The organism is Polyangiaceae bacterium (assembly GCA_020633235.1).
In the GTDB taxonomy this organism is placed as follows: Bacteria; Myxococcota_A; Polyangia; order Polyangiales; family Polyangiaceae; genus JACKEA01.
This window is the reverse complement of the sequence record JACKEA010000001.1, coordinates 1,913,009-1,925,843: the sequence shown is the minus strand read 5'-3', so window position 1 is coordinate 1,925,843 and position 12,835 is coordinate 1,913,009. Positions and strand designations below refer to the sequence as shown.

13 protein-coding genes are annotated in these 12,835 nt (G+C 67.1%); 5 read left to right on the top strand and 8 right to left on the bottom strand.

Annotated elements, in window-relative coordinates; all coding sequences use genetic code 11:
- Positions 1-83: 83 nt before the first annotated feature.
- From H6717_08495 to H6717_08485, 3 genes are all read right to left on the bottom strand, one after another.
- Positions 84-311: a hypothetical protein gene (locus H6717_08495; GenBank protein ID MCB9577050.1), complete on the bottom strand. Its 228-nt coding sequence runs from the start codon at positions 309-311 to the stop codon at positions 84-86.
- Positions 312-356: 45 nt separating this feature from the next.
- Positions 357-1,649 (bottom strand): nicotinate phosphoribosyltransferase, encoded by a 1,293-nt coding sequence (locus H6717_08490; GenBank protein ID MCB9577049.1) that lies wholly within the window; start codon positions 1,647-1,649, stop codon positions 357-359.
- 131 nt (positions 1,650-1,780) lie between these two features.
- A complete protein-coding gene (locus H6717_08485) occupies positions 1,781-2,842 on the bottom strand; it encodes an alpha/beta hydrolase (GenBank protein ID MCB9577048.1) in 1,062 nt (353 codons plus the stop codon).
- A gap of 76 nt (positions 2,843-2,918) precedes the next feature.
- On the opposite strand from H6717_08485, the gene H6717_08480 reads away from it, so the two are divergent.
- Entirely contained in the window at positions 2,919-3,488 is a 570-nt protein-coding gene (locus H6717_08480; GenBank protein MCB9577047.1) for an alpha/beta hydrolase, read from the top strand.
- 20 nt (positions 3,489-3,508) lie between these two features.
- On the opposite strand, the gene H6717_08475 is transcribed toward H6717_08480, so the two are convergent.
- The 4 genes from H6717_08475 to H6717_08460 all read right to left on the bottom strand — a co-directional run bounded on the left by H6717_08475 (position 3,509) and on the right by H6717_08460 (position 6,560).
- Positions 3,509-3,889 carry an acyltransferase gene (locus H6717_08475; protein MCB9577046.1) on the bottom strand — a complete coding sequence of 127 codons (381 nt, stop codon included), beginning with the start codon at positions 3,887-3,889 and terminating at the stop codon, positions 3,509-3,511.
- A gap of 211 nt (positions 3,890-4,100) precedes the next feature.
- A complete protein-coding gene (gene arsA, locus H6717_08470; GenBank protein MCB9577045.1) occupies positions 4,101-5,813 on the bottom strand; it encodes an arsenical pump-driving ATPase in 1,713 nt (570 codons plus the stop codon).
- Between the two features lie 12 nt (positions 5,814-5,825).
- Positions 5,826-6,200 carry an arsenite efflux transporter metallochaperone ArsD gene (gene arsD, locus H6717_08465; protein ID MCB9577044.1) on the bottom strand — a complete coding sequence of 125 codons (375 nt, stop codon included), beginning with the start codon at positions 6,198-6,200 and terminating at the stop codon, positions 5,826-5,828.
- 15 nt (positions 6,201-6,215) lie between these two features.
- Positions 6,216-6,560 (bottom strand): winged helix-turn-helix transcriptional regulator, encoded by a 345-nt coding sequence (locus H6717_08460; GenBank protein MCB9577043.1) that lies wholly within the window; start codon positions 6,558-6,560, stop codon positions 6,216-6,218.
- A gap of 118 nt (positions 6,561-6,678) precedes the next feature.
- On the opposite strand from H6717_08460, the gene H6717_08455 reads away from it, so the two are divergent.
- Together H6717_08455 and H6717_08450 are read left to right on the top strand one after the other, a co-directional pair.
- On the top strand, positions 6,679-7,482 hold the full coding sequence (locus H6717_08455; protein MCB9577042.1) for an arsenite methyltransferase: 804 nt from the start codon (positions 6,679-6,681) through the stop codon (positions 7,480-7,482).
- Positions 7,479-8,030 (top strand): sigma-70 family RNA polymerase sigma factor, encoded by a 552-nt coding sequence (locus tag H6717_08450; GenBank protein ID MCB9577041.1) that lies wholly within the window; start codon positions 7,479-7,481, stop codon positions 8,028-8,030. The genes H6717_08455 and H6717_08450 overlap by 4 nt, the downstream gene beginning before the upstream one ends.
- A gap of 8 nt (positions 8,031-8,038) precedes the next feature.
- Here the strand turns inward: H6717_08450 and H6717_08445 are convergent, their stop codons facing one another.
- Entirely contained in the window at positions 8,039-8,488 is a 450-nt protein-coding gene (locus tag H6717_08445; protein MCB9577040.1) for a VOC family protein, read from the bottom strand.
- A gap of 152 nt (positions 8,489-8,640) precedes the next feature.
- Here H6717_08445 and H6717_08440 point away from each other — a divergent pair, with 152 nt between their 5' ends.
- Positions 8,641-10,818, top strand: a complete 2,178-nt coding sequence (locus tag H6717_08440) for a hypothetical protein (GenBank protein MCB9577039.1) — start codon at positions 8,641-8,643, stop codon at positions 10,816-10,818.
- Between the two features lie 71 nt (positions 10,819-10,889).
- Positions 10,890-12,818: a PAS domain-containing protein gene (locus H6717_08435; protein MCB9577038.1), complete on the top strand. Its 1,929-nt coding sequence runs from the start codon at positions 10,890-10,892 to the stop codon at positions 12,816-12,818.
- Positions 12,819-12,835 lie beyond the last annotated feature (17 nt).

The following is a 12,835-nucleotide window of genomic DNA, read 5'->3' as shown; positions in this document are numbered from 1 at the left end:
TCGCCTCCCTTTGGAGGGCCACGCATAGAGCCGAGCCCTGCTCGGCGCCAGTCCGCAGGTCTTGTTGGTCCGCCGCGGTAACCTCACATCGCGAGCCGGGCGCGGATCTCTTCCGCCGCGGTGCCCAGATCATCGGCTGCGCGGCGCTTGTCCCCATGCAGATAAGAAGACAGTCCCTGCACCGCCACCAGGGCCACGCTCTGGTTGATCCCGCGCTGCGCCAGCTCCACGCCCACGCTCGGCGTCTTGAGCAGCTCCTCCACGTCCGAGAGCAAGCGTTGGATGGTGCGCATGGTGGTGTCGTGACCCATGTCGAGAATCTGGCGCCAACCCGCCGTACTGAACACCCCCAACCGTCAAGAGAGCTCGCGGCGAAGCTCCGAGAGCGCCGCGTTGGTGCGGGCGGACACGTCCACTGGGTAGTGTGCGGGAGCCCTCAAGCGCCGCACGGCCGCTGGGAGGGCCCCGATGGAGAGCGCCGCCCGTTGGCGCGCATCCTCCAGGCGTACCCGCTCGGTTCGCCGCCCGTCCCGCATCACCGCCTGCAGCAGCGGGATGCCTCCCGGCGATTCGTCGCTCTGGGCGATCACGTCCCTGCCACTCCGTTGGCGGAAGACTTGCTTCCGTCCCGGCAGCACCACCTTCTCGGACGACAGCTTGGTTCGACCCCGGCCTGCGTACTCCACGAGCTTGTATGCCATGTCGAGCGCCGGTGCGTCCTCCGAGGTGGTCAGCGCGGTCCCGACGCCGAAACCATCGATGGGCGCGTCCGCTCGAACCAGCTCGGCGATCGCGTGCTCGTCCAAGCCCGAGGAGGCGAAGATCTCGACGCTCCGATACCCCGCTTCATCCAGCGCGCGTCGCGCGCCGCGCGACAGCTGAAGCAAGTCACCAGAGTCCAGGCGCAGAGCGGCTACCGGACCCAACTCGTTCATGACCTCGATGGCGCGCTGGACTCCCCGCTCGGTATCGTAGGTATCGACCAGCAAGGTCGTATTCGGAAACACCCCTGCGAAGGCCCGCAGCGCTCCCTCCTCCGTGGCATGCGCCTGCACGTAGCTATGCGCCATGGTTCCGAACACGGGAATCGAGTGGCGCTCCCCGGCCAGTAGATTGGACGTGCCGGCAGCGCCCGCAATGTACGCGGCGCGCGCCGCTCCGAGGGCCGCGTCCAAGCCATGGGCACGCCGCGCCCCGAAATCCACCACCGTCCGTCCGGCGGCGGCGTCCACGACCCGCGCGGCCTTGCTAGCGATGGTGCTCTGGAAGTGAACCGGGTTCAACACCAGTGTCTCCACCAGCTGAGCCTGAGCCAAGGGCGCGACGACTTGGACCAGGGGCTCGTTCTCGAACACCGCCGTGCCCTCCGGGACGGCCCAGACGTCTCCGGAGAAGTGCACGTCCGACAGTCGCGCGACGAACTCGGGGTCCAGCTGCTCCAGAAAAGACAGATAGCGTCGGTCCGTATCCGAGAAGCGGAAGCCTTCCAACGCCGCCAACGCCGCATCCAGCCCCGCCGCGATCACGTAGCCTCGCCCTGCGGGCATTCGCCGGAAGTACAGCTCGAAGACGGCAGCGCCATCGAGCCCTTCGCGCTCGTAGGCCTGAGCCATCGTCAGCTCGTACAAGTCCATCATCAAGCCGGACATGCCGCAGAAGCCCCCAGTTGCTGTCTGTCGTCGAAATCCATCGTCCGCGCGATCGGGAAGCACTGGCGCCTCTCGAACACGACAAACGTCCGCGCTCGCAGAGCGGATGCAACCCCCTGGGACAGGATGCCTCAGGTGCGGAGCAGGCGCGCGATGTCTCCTGCAAGCTCTTCCGTCGCTCTGCGTGCAGCCGGCACGGCTTCCGTCATCAGGGTGAAGCCATGAATCAGCGACGGGTGCTCCCGATAGACCACCGCCACTCCGGCGTCCTCGAGCTTCTTCCTGTAGGCCTCGCCCTCGTCTCGCAGCGGGTCGAAGCCAGCCGTGACGATCACCGCGGGGGCCACTCCCGTCACGTCGGCGGCCCACAGCGGTGAGAGATCCGGATCCCGATCGTCCACGCTCTCGTCGCGATAGTGGTCGAGGTACCAGTTGATGGCGTCCTCGTCCAAGAAGTACCCCTGCCCCACGCTCTGGTGACTCGGCAAGGAGCGCGTCGCGTCCGTCGCCGGGTAGATCAAGACCTGCAGGGCGGGCTTTCGCTCGTCGCGCCGCAGATGCCGCGCCACGACGGCGGACAGATTGCCGCCTGCGCTGTCCCCGGCCACCGCGATGCGCTCTGGCGCCATGCCCAGCTCCTCGGCGTGGGCCAGCACCCAGCGCACTGCCGCAACGGCGTCGCGTACGGGCGTCGGAAAGCGATGCTCGGGAGCGAGGCGATAGTCGATGGAGAGCACCCGACAGCGCGCGTCCCGCGCCAGGCGACGACAGAGCGTGTCGTGGCTGTCGAGATCTCCGACCACCCAGCCGCCACCATGCAAGAACGCGATCCCCGGCGACGGCGCGGCGAGCCCTTCCGGAGCGTATAGCCGCCCCCGGAGCACGGTGCCCTCGCCCTGCACCTCTCGCTCGTCCACCTCCACGCCACCCGCCGGTGGCCCGTCCACGGAGCGGACCTCCTCCAAGAGCCGAGCGCGAGCGACGTCCACCGCCACGTCCTTGGCGGGCGGTCCGTTCACCAATTCGTCGATCGCCAGCACCACGGCGGTGTCCCGATCGAGGACACGGCCGTCCGCTTCTTGCCGGCGGGTGCTTGCCAAGCGATGCCCAAGCGCCGGAATCGCGCGCACCACCCACAGCACCCGTCGAGCGCCCTGGGCGCGTACCCACGCGATCGGACCCAGCTCAGCCATGGACACGGAGTTAGCGTCCCCCCGCGCGGGCTGCAACGCCTACCGCCAGGCGAGATTACGTGGCAAAACGCCCGGCATGCATCGCCTGGTGATCGTGCCGCGCTATGGGGGTCACGCGGACAGTGACTGGTACCCGTGGCTTCGGGACGAGCTATTCGCCGGCTTTCCCGATCTGTTCACCTCGGTGGAGGTGGTCGAGCCGGAGCCGCGGGACGCACCCGACATCGAGCGCTCCGTCGCCGCCCTCACGGAGGCGCTGGATTCCGGCGGCGCGCCGACTTGGCTCATCGGCCACAGTGTCGGCACCCAGGTGGTCATGCGCGCGCTGGCTCAGCACCAGGACGGCTTTCGCGCCGCCGGCGTGCTGCTCGTCGCCCCGTGGTTCTCCATCGACGAGCCTTGGGACGACATCGTCCCCTGGACGGACACGCCCATCGACACCAGCCGCGCCCGGGACGCGATGGGCCACACCGTCGCGCTACTCTCGGACGACGATCCTTTCACGGCGGACTACCACGGCACGCGGGCCGAGCTCGAAGCGCGCATCGGCGCCGAGGTGCGCGTCGTCGCCGGCGCCGCTCACTTCAACGCCGCGATGGAGCCCATCGTGCTCGGAACGCTGCTGAGCTTGCGAGCCATGGGCTGAGCGCGCCGCTCAGCGCGGGCTCACTTGCAGGCGAAACCGCCGCCGCTCCAGCCGCGGCCGGCTGCGGCTGCGGCGAAGCACGCCGCGGCCAGCTGCTTCATGTACGACTTGGTCGGCTCCGGCGCGTTCTCGGCGTTCTGCGATACGGCCTGGCAGCACTTCTTCATGCTGGCCGAGCTGCCTCCGGTGTACGTCTTCTTCGGCCCGGCTTCGGCGTCTTCGACAGGCTCACCGGCGTCCTCGATCTCGAGGGTGAGCGGCGCGCTCGTTTCCGTGGCGGCCGGCGCCGCGGACGGCAGCGGTGGCGGCGGCTCGTCCTTCTTGCAGCCGGGTGAGGACACCATCGCCAAGGGCAGGAGCAGCCCCGCCGTGATCGGAATCAGCCAAGTTCGCGGGTTCACGAGCGCTTTCATAGCACGTCAGACGTGGGGACGAGAAAACCGCTTCAAGTCGAGTGGCTCCCGGCGCTCCCGCACGCCGCGCCGGGCTGCTCTTCAGGGCGCCGCATTCGAGAGCCCACGCCGGAGCTCCGTGACCAGGTGAGCCGCGACGGGTATCGCGGCGAACCAACATGCTCATGCAAATCATGTTGGCTCGGCGCGGAAGCTCGCGTCAGCTCGCGTGCCACGCCTCCACGATGGTGTGCGGCGCGTGCTCCGTCAGTTGGCGCAAGAACGGTAGCTCCTCGGAGCGGCGCGAGCGGAGCACGGGATCACTCACCCCGAGCGGCGTGAGCGACTGATTCACGACCCACGCCTCCACGGGGATGTCCGCGCGGGCGAGGTCGCGCTCGAGCTGCAGTGCTTCGTGCACGGGCGTCGCTTCTGCCAGCGTCACCAAGATCACGTGGGTGAAGGACGGATCCCGGAGCCGCGGCAAGAGCTCGCGCACGGCGTCGGGGCTGCCGCTCGCCTTCTTGAGCACCTCGCGGTGATAAGCCTCGGCGGCGTCCAACAAGAGCAGCGTGTGCCCCGTGGGCGCGGTATCGATGACCACGAAGCGGTCCCGCCCGCCCGCCACGCACTCCGCGAAGGCACGAAACACCGCTATCTCCTCGGTGCACGGCGAGCGCAGATCCTCGGCCAATAGCGCGCGGCCTCTTTCGTCCATGTCGCGACCGACGGTGGCCATCACTTCTTCCGAGTAACGGCGGGTCTCGAGCTCCGGATCGATACGCGCGATCTCCAGATTGGGGAGCGGGCCGCCGGCGGCGTCCGCCACGTGGGCGGCAGGATCCGTCGTGGTGAGCAGCACGGAGTGGCCGGCGCGAGCGAGGTCCCGCGCGATGCGCGCCGCGATGGTGGTCTTGCCCACGCCGCCCTTGCCCATGGTCAGCACCACGCCGCGCCCGGCGGCAGAGATGCGCTGAACCAACGCGTCCATGGCTTCCGTGACGACGTCGTCCGAGCGGGGCATGTCCCCGAGCGCCGGGGCCGCGCGCCCGCCCTGCCCCAGGCTCCGCAGCGCGTCTACGCCGACGAGGCCGAAGGGCACCAGCGCCACCTCCGTGCGCGGCAGCGCCGCCAGGCCGGGAGGAAGCTCCGCGAGGGCGGCATGGCCCCGCTGCTCCAGCGCCCGGGCGATGGGATCTGCGGCGTTCTCTGCGCGAAAAACGCCGTTGATGGTCAAACGCAGGTTCGAGATGCCCAAGGCCGAAAGCTCGGAGCGTGTGCGCTCGGCTTCCTTCAGCGACGCGCGATCGGGACGTGCCACCAGCACGACCGTAGTGCTGGCGGCAGAGCGCAACGCCGCATGCGAAGCGGCATACAGCTCACGCTGCGCGGTCAGCCCGGAGAGCGGGCCCAAGCACGACGTGCCGCCCACGTTCTCGTCGAAGAACTGGCTCCAGGCCGCTGGCAGCTCGAGCAACCGAAGCGTGTGACCGGTAGGCGCCGTGTCGAAGATGACGTGATCCAGATCCCGCGTGGCCGACGCATCTCCGAGCAGCTTCGAGAACTCGTCGAAGGCGGCGATCTCCACCGTGCATGCCCCGGACAGCTGCTCTTCCATGCTGACGATGGCGCTCTCCGGCAGTACGCCGCGATACGGTCCCACCACCCGCTCCCGGTAGCGCCGCGCCGCCGCTTCCGGATCGATGTTCAGGGCCGAGAGGTTCTCGACGCCGGGCACCAACCGCGGCGCGCCATCGAGCGCTACGCCGAGCACCTCGTCGAGATTCGACGCTGGGTCGGTGCTGACGAGCAGCACCTTCTTGCCCTGCTCCGCCAGGGCGATGGCCGTCGCGCACGCGATGCTGGTCTTGCCAACCCCGCCTTTGCCAGTGAAAAACAGCACCCGCGTGGGGTTCGGAAACAAGGATGGCATGGCGTCACCTCATCAGCAGCAGCCGCCCGACTTGCCCTTGCCGCCGCAGCACCCGGTACTCTTGGGGGCCGACTCCGCGTTGACGCCGAGCCATGCCGCGAGCTGGGCGCGGGAAGGGTACACGCCGGTGCTCTTCACCTCGCCGGAGATCTCGATCACCGGCAGAGCGCCATCGCCCTTGTCCTCCAACGCTTGCTTCACCGTGGCGTTGGCTGCGAACTCGGCTGGCTCCTGCGCTAGATTGAAGCGCCGCACGGAGACGCCCATGCTCGAGAGCCAATCCAGATCCGCAGCGAACGCGGCAAGAACCGGATCCACGGAAGGGCCGCAAACCCCAGTCGCGCAACACATGGCAGGATCGAACACGCGTACAGTCTTTTCGGACATCGGATTACCTCTTCTTCACAGATCGCCGAGCAGCACTGTCAGCTCCTCGACGACCGCACGATCGACGCAGTAGCAACGCCGCGGCCCGTCCACCTCGCCGCGGATCAGCCCCACCTCTTTGAGCACCTTCAAGTGCTGCGACACCGTGGACGCGGCCAGGGGCACCTCGTCCACCAGCTCTCCCGCCACGCACACGTCCTTCGCGAGCAGCACCTTGAGGATGCGGATGCGCGCCGGGTGGCCGAGGGCCCGCGTGAGCGCGGCCAGCCGTTGCTCCGCCTCCTGCCCCCGGAGCCGAGGGCGCGGGACGAAGGGCCCTGGCACGCAACAGGCGTCTTTTGTGCTGGTCTGGACGCTCATTCGTATTTCGTCTAAATACGAAATGTGGGCTCCGCGGTCAACCCCGAGATGACGCCCCGCATTTGTCTGCGTCCATTGCCCGACATCCGCGTCTTCAGGGTCGAAGGAGGCATTCCCCGTGAACGACGATCAAATCCGAAGCACCGTCCGAGAGCACTATGCGCGCGTCGCCGCTGGAGAAATGGGCTGCGCGCCCAGCTGTTGCGGGCCCACCCCCGAGCACTCGCGGCGCATCGGCTACAGCGACGACGAGCTCTCCCAAGCGCCGGATGGCGCAAACCTCGGGCTTGGCTGCGGCAATCCGCAGGCCATTGCCGATCTCAGCCCCGGAGAAACGGTGCTGGACCTCGGCAGCGGCGCCGGCTTCGACAGCTTCCTGGCCGCGCGTCAGGTCGGGGACAGCGGCCGTGTGATTGGCGTGGACATGACCGCAGAGATGATCTCCAAGGCGCGCGAGAACGCTCACAAGGTGAAAGCCGACAACGTGGAGTTTCGGCTCGGCGAGATCGAGAACCTTCCCGTGGCCGATGGCTGCGTCGACGTCATCCTCTCCAACTGCGTGATCAACCTGTCTCCGAACAAGGCGCAGGTATTCCGCGATGCGTTTCGGGTGTTGAAGGCGGGTGGCCGTCTGGCCATCTCCGACGTGGTCGCCCTTCGCGAGCTGCCCCCGACTCTCCGGGGTGAAGCGGCTCTTTCCGGCTGTGTCGCCGGGGCAGCGCCGGTTTCGGAGATCGAAGCGCTGCTGAAGGAGGCGGGCTTCGCCGAGGTGAAGGTGCGAGTCAGCGAGGAAAGCCGAAGCTTCATTCGCGACTGGTCCCCGGGAAGCGGCGCGGAGGACTACATCGCGTCCGCCACCATAGAAGCTCGAAAGACGGCCAAGAGCTGTTGCGGCCCGAGCTGTTGCGACGGAGCGGCATGAACGCTCCGGCCTGGGATCGGCTCAGCGCCCGTCTGTATCCGTTCGTCCGCCGCCGCGTCGCTTGCGACGCGGATGCGGACGACGTGCTCCAAGACGTGCTGCTCCGCATGCATCGCGGGCTGGGCTCGCTGGAGGACGAAGCACGGATGGGCGCCTGGATGTTCCGCATCGCGCGGACCGCGATCGCCGATCACCAGCGCCGGCGCGCGCGTCACCCGCTGCTGGCGCAGGCGCCCGGGGTCGAGCCGGAGGCGCCACTGGACGACGACGACCGCGCGGTCGCCACCCTGGTCTCGGAGTACCTCGCCGTCTTCGTCGCCCAGCTCCCCTCCCCCTACCGCGAAGCGATCACGCTCACGGAGCTTTCGGGCAAGAGCCACAAGGAAGCGGCTGAAATGCTCGGCGTGTCTCTCACCTGCATGAAATCACGCGTCCAGCGAGGGCGCGCCAAGCTCCGAGAGCTGTTGGACGAACAGTGCGACATCGTCGTGGACGCGCGAGGCAAGATCGTCTCTTGCGAGCCGCGCTCCAACGGCTGCGAGTGTTGAGAGCGGGTCTACGCCTTTTCTCCAGGATTCCTGAGCCGCTGCGAAAACCACCAGTGGTGCCCACCGATGTCCACGCACTCGTACATGCGGTCGGTCCAGTAGTCCTCGCCGTAGTCCGTGGTCTGTGGCTCCGTCACGATCTCCGCCCCCGCTGCCCGCGCCCGGGCGCAGTGCGCCTCCACGTCGTCCACGTACACCATCATGTTCTGGGTGTTGACGCCGGAGACCTGCGTGGGGCTCCGGCGATACGGGAACTTGTCGAGCTTGTCGGCCTCCCCCACCATCACCAGCCCGCCGCCGAACACCAGCTCGGAGTGCTCGATGCGACCCGTGCTCGACACCACCTTCAGCTTCACCTCGAAGCCGAAGGCGTCGCACAGCCAATCGATGGCCGGGCCCACGTCTTCGTAGTAGAGCGCGCTCGAGATTCGGGGCCAGTCCGCGGGTGTGGGCTTCATCGTAGTCGTCTCCTGGGGCTTCAATTTACGTTTCGCGCAATAGTTACAACAATTCGCAACTACTTTCAAGGGTCTGTTGGTGCGGCGCGAGTCTTCCCTGTCAGGTTCGCGGGGCTCGCCGCGAAGTCCCCCTCTGAAGCGAGGAGGACGACATGGCGCAGAGTCGGGGACGCCGCCGGGTGCGGCAGGGTGTGGCCATTTGCGGGCTCGGGTTGGCGCTCGGCGCGGTCGCTGCGTGCAGCAGCCAGGGAGATTCGTTGCCGCCCACGGGCACGAGCTCTCATGGGGTGCGGGAGGTGTTGGTGCGAGTTCCCCAGTCGCGGCTGGCCGAGCTGTTTCCGGAAGGCAGCGGTCTCTTGTTCCCCGTGCGAGACATGTCCCCCGCCGGGCAGTGGTGGCAAGCCCGCTTGCCGGAACCCACGCTGGAAAGCCTCTCGGGCCTCGGCATCGAATGGCGCCCGCTGACGACGAGCCTGCTCGGCGGCAAGGAGAACTCCCCCGGCGAGACGTGCTCCGGCTCTCCCGATCCCAACACGTTCTGTCCTTACGCCGAGCATTCGTCCCGGGTGTCGTTCTGCAACCAGAACATCCTGCAGGAGCTCGACGCCGCGGCCAGCAACTATCCCCCCATCGGTGGTACTCCGTACGTGGAAACCGTCTACTTCGGCGATAGCTACGAAGGGCGCCCGATGAAGGCGGTGCGCATCGGCAAGCTGCACAGGCCGGGCGACCCGCCCGTTCCGCAATACGTCGTGTATGCCGCCCAGCACTCCCGGGAATGGGTGGGTCCGGAGATGGCGATGCGCCTCTTCCGCTATCTGGCCGACAGCTTCCGCGACGATGTCGACGACGTCCGCAAGTTGCTGCAAGACGTCGCCATCGTGATCGTGCCGGTGTCCAACCCAGACGGATACGACTACACGCACACGAGCGTCGACCGCGAGTGGCGGCCGAATCGTCAACCGTGCACCTCCGGCATCGGCACGGACATCAATCGGAACGACACCGCGACGTTCTACGAGCCGGGCTCCGGTACCTCGTGCCTGAACAGCCTCAACTCGACCTACCGCGGTCCGTATCCAACCTCGGCGCCGGAGAGCATGCCGCTACTGTCGCTGTTCGCGAGCTCCATGGACGACGGCGCCTACAGGACGCGCTTCGCCCTCAACGTCCATTCCTACGGCAACGCGCTCCTGTTCCCCGAGGGCATATCCCCGGGGTCCTCGGGGCTCACCCCTTGCACCACCAACTCCAACTGCAGCGCCCCGGACCTGGGTGCGTTCTACGACCTGATGGGTACGGAACGCGCGCCGACCATGAAGGACGAAGAGAGCGGTAGGCCGTACATCTCGGGGCAAACGTACCGCCTGCTGTATTCCATCGCGGGGGATTCCGTCACCGAGCACGTCTACGGTGAGCTGCCGATGGACGCCGACCAGTTTCTGGGTGCGGGCATCGAGATGACCTACACGGGCTGCGGCTTCGAAGCGGAGAGCCTGCCCAGCGCCCAGCTGAAGGATCTGTTCGACAACTTCCTGGAGCTGAATCGTCGCATCCTGAATGCCGCTCCGAAGCTGAACGACGGCAGCTACTTCCGCGACTTCAGCCTACCGCACCTGCACCGACGTCAGCCCGACGGCACCGCCGGGGAGTACCCCACCTTGCGCGTGGCCGCTCGCAAACACCTGACGGGTGTGGACTTCCTGGTGCCGGGCGGTACTGCGGACGTGGACGACGTACGCGACGGCGTCGAGTACCGTATGTACCGTTGGCGTCCGACGGGTGACCCGTACACGTTCCCTACGCTGATCCCGCTGTGCGCCGACGGGAAGAACTGCTCGCCCATCGCCATGGGGGATCCCGGCTGGGGCGAGATCAATCTGTGCAAGCCCGACCTCTTCCCCACTCGCAACGGCTGGACGTTCAAGGACGACCAACCCGGCGGACCACGAGAAGAGTGCTTTTGGACCTTCGACCCGAGCGGAAGTGGGCCGTATCGGCTGACCAGCGGCGAGTGGAGCATCGCCAACATGCACGAGGCAAAGCTCGTCTATTCGATCCGCTGGCAGAGCTCGGTCCAGGCGCGGGTCCTGGTCAGCTCCAATGGCTTCAGTGGATGCTCGGAATCCGGCTTCGGAAGCTGCCGTGTGGTCCGAAGCTACCCCTTCGGCACCAGCAACATCGATCTGCGCTCCGATGCATATCGCACGGAAATCCTCGACATTGCGGACTTCGACCACGCCTCCAAGGTGCAGGTCCGGTTCGAAGTGACCTCTGGGAGTGGGAACATGTCGGTGTTCGACCCGGTCATGATTGGCTGGGCAGGCTGACGAACGCCTGTTCCCACGCGGTGCGCTTTTGATACGCTCAGCGTTTGCCGGGGGGGCTTCCCGGCAACCCGATGCCGAGCCGAGACTCATACGCCGCAATCGACGCCATTCCCGCCGCTGTCGTCCTGTCGGAACGGACGACCGGCCGTGTCGTGTATGCCAACGAGCACGCGGCCCGAACGCTCCGCGCCTCGGTGAGCCAGTTGCTCGGTCGGCGGGTTCACGAGGTGTATGCGCACCCCGACGACCAGAAGGCACTGATGGAGCGCATCCAAACCGAAGGCGCCTTTTTGGACCACGAGATCGAGCTGGTTCGCGACGACGGCACCCACTTCTGGGCTCTGGCCAGCTGCAAGCCGTTGGAGGACGATCCCGAGCTCCTGTGCGGCACCTTCGTACCCATCGCCGAGGGTACTCGACAACGCCGCCAGCGCCTGGAGGAGACGGAACGACGCTTGTCCACCGTGCTCGACAACTTGCCGGGCCTCGCCTACCGCTGCCGGAACGACGCTCAGTGGACCATGGAGTTCATCAGCGCGGGCTGCGAACGCCTCACTGGCTATCGCGCGGACGAGCTGACGGGCAACCGAGTGCTGAGCTACGGGACCCTGATTCTGGAAGAGGACCAAGAGCGGGTTTGGGAAGCGGTCCAGCGTGCGCTGACCCACCACGAGCCGTATCAGCTCGAGTATCGCATCGTGACCAAGTCCGGCGCGCTCCGTTGGGTCTGGGAGCAAGGTGTCGGCATCTGGAACGGTCCTGCCGGCAGCCCGGAAGACGTCGTAGCCCTCGAAGGCATCGTTCACGACGTGACCGAGCGGCACCATGCGGAGCAAGAGCGCGAGGACATGGAGCAGCAGATGCGCGCCGCCCAAAGACTGGAAGCCATCGGCCGCCTAGCCGGCGGTGTCGCCCACGACTTCAACAACATCCTCACGGTGATTCGCTCGTACGCGGACTTTCTTCAAGAGGAGCTCCGTGAGGGCGACCCTGCCCGAGACGACGCCCGCGAGATCGCCGAAGCGGCGGACCGCGCGGCGCACCTCACCAGCCAGCTCCTGGCCTTCAGCCGTCGTCAGATCCAGGCCCTCGCCGTGGTGGAGCTCAACTCCATCGTCAGCGGACTCGAGAACATGCTCGGACGCCTGATCGGCGAGGACATCACGCTGGTCACGCGCCTCGCGGCAGAACCGAGCCGAGTGCGCGTGGACGTGAGCCAGGTGGAGCAGGTGATCCTGAACCTGGCGGTGAACGCTCGCGACGCCATGCCCAGCGGCGGGCGCCTCTCGCTGGAAACGGCCAACGTCACGCTGGAAGAGACCTACGGCGCCAACAAGGACGTGAAAGTGCCACCCGGCCGCTACGTGATGCTGGCCGTGAGCGACACGGGTACCGGCATCCCGGAAGACGTGAAGAGCAACATCTTCGAGCCCTTCTTCACGACCAAAGAAGCCGGCAAGGGAACGGGGCTCGGGCTTTCCACCGTGTACGGCATCGTCAAGCAGTCCGGCGGATACGTTTGGGTCTACACCGAAGTGGATCGCGGCACAGTGTTCAAGATCTACCTGCCGTTGGCCGAGGGGGAGGCTGCGGTCGACACCGCCGGGGGCGCGGGTCCCCGCTCCGGGCAAGGTACGGAATCGATCCTCCTCGTAGAGGATGAGCGCACGGTTCGGCGCGCCGCCGCGAGAATCCTCAAGAAGCAAGGCTACTCCGTGCTGGAGGCCGCCAATGGCAGCGAAGCGCTGGCATTCTGTCGGCGCGAGGCGCCCATCGATCTGGTGCTCACGGACATCGTCATGCCCGACCTGAGCGGGAAGGATCTGGCCTCGGTGGTGAAGGAAATCCGCCCCGACGTCCGGGTCGTGTACATGTCCGGCTACACGGAAGGCACCATCTCGCATCACGCGGAGCTCGGCGCGGGCGACGCCTTCCTGCAAAAGCCCTTCAGCTCGGCCGCGCTGCTGGAGAAGATACGCAGCGTGCTCGACGCCAGCTGAGGCTCGGCAGGCCCACC

Excerpts from the sequence above, each read along its gene's own strand:
- H6717_08495 (MCB9577050.1), bottom strand. The coding sequence starts at position 311 with ATGGGTCACGACACCACCATGCGCACCATCCAACGCTTGCTCTCGGAC.
- H6717_08490 (MCB9577049.1), bottom strand. The coding sequence starts at position 1,649 with ATGTCCGGCTTGATGATGGACTTGTACGAGCTGACGATGGCTCAGGCC.
- H6717_08485 (MCB9577048.1), bottom strand. The coding sequence starts at position 2,842 with ATGGCTGAGCTGGGTCCGATCGCGTGGGTACGCGCCCAGGGCGCTCGA.
- H6717_08480 (MCB9577047.1), top strand. The coding sequence starts at position 2,919 with ATGCATCGCCTGGTGATCGTGCCGCGCTATGGGGGTCACGCGGACAGT.
- arsA (MCB9577045.1), bottom strand. The coding sequence starts at position 5,813 with ATGCCATCCTTGTTTCCGAACCCCACGCGGGTGCTGTTTTTCACTGGC.
- arsD (MCB9577044.1), bottom strand. The coding sequence starts at position 6,200 with ATGTCCGAAAAGACTGTACGCGTGTTCGATCCTGCCATGTGTTGCGCG.
- H6717_08460 (MCB9577043.1), bottom strand. The coding sequence starts at position 6,560 with ATGAGCGTCCAGACCAGCACAAAAGACGCCTGTTGCGTGCCAGGGCCC.
- H6717_08450 (MCB9577041.1), top strand. The coding sequence starts at position 7,479 with ATGAACGCTCCGGCCTGGGATCGGCTCAGCGCCCGTCTGTATCCGTTC.
- H6717_08445 (MCB9577040.1), bottom strand. The coding sequence starts at position 8,488 with ATGAAGCCCACACCCGCGGACTGGCCCCGAATCTCGAGCGCGCTCTAC.
- H6717_08440 (MCB9577039.1), top strand. The coding sequence starts at position 8,641 with ATGGCGCAGAGTCGGGGACGCCGCCGGGTGCGGCAGGGTGTGGCCATT.
- H6717_08435 (MCB9577038.1), top strand. The coding sequence starts at position 10,890 with ATGCCGAGCCGAGACTCATACGCCGCAATCGACGCCATTCCCGCCGCT.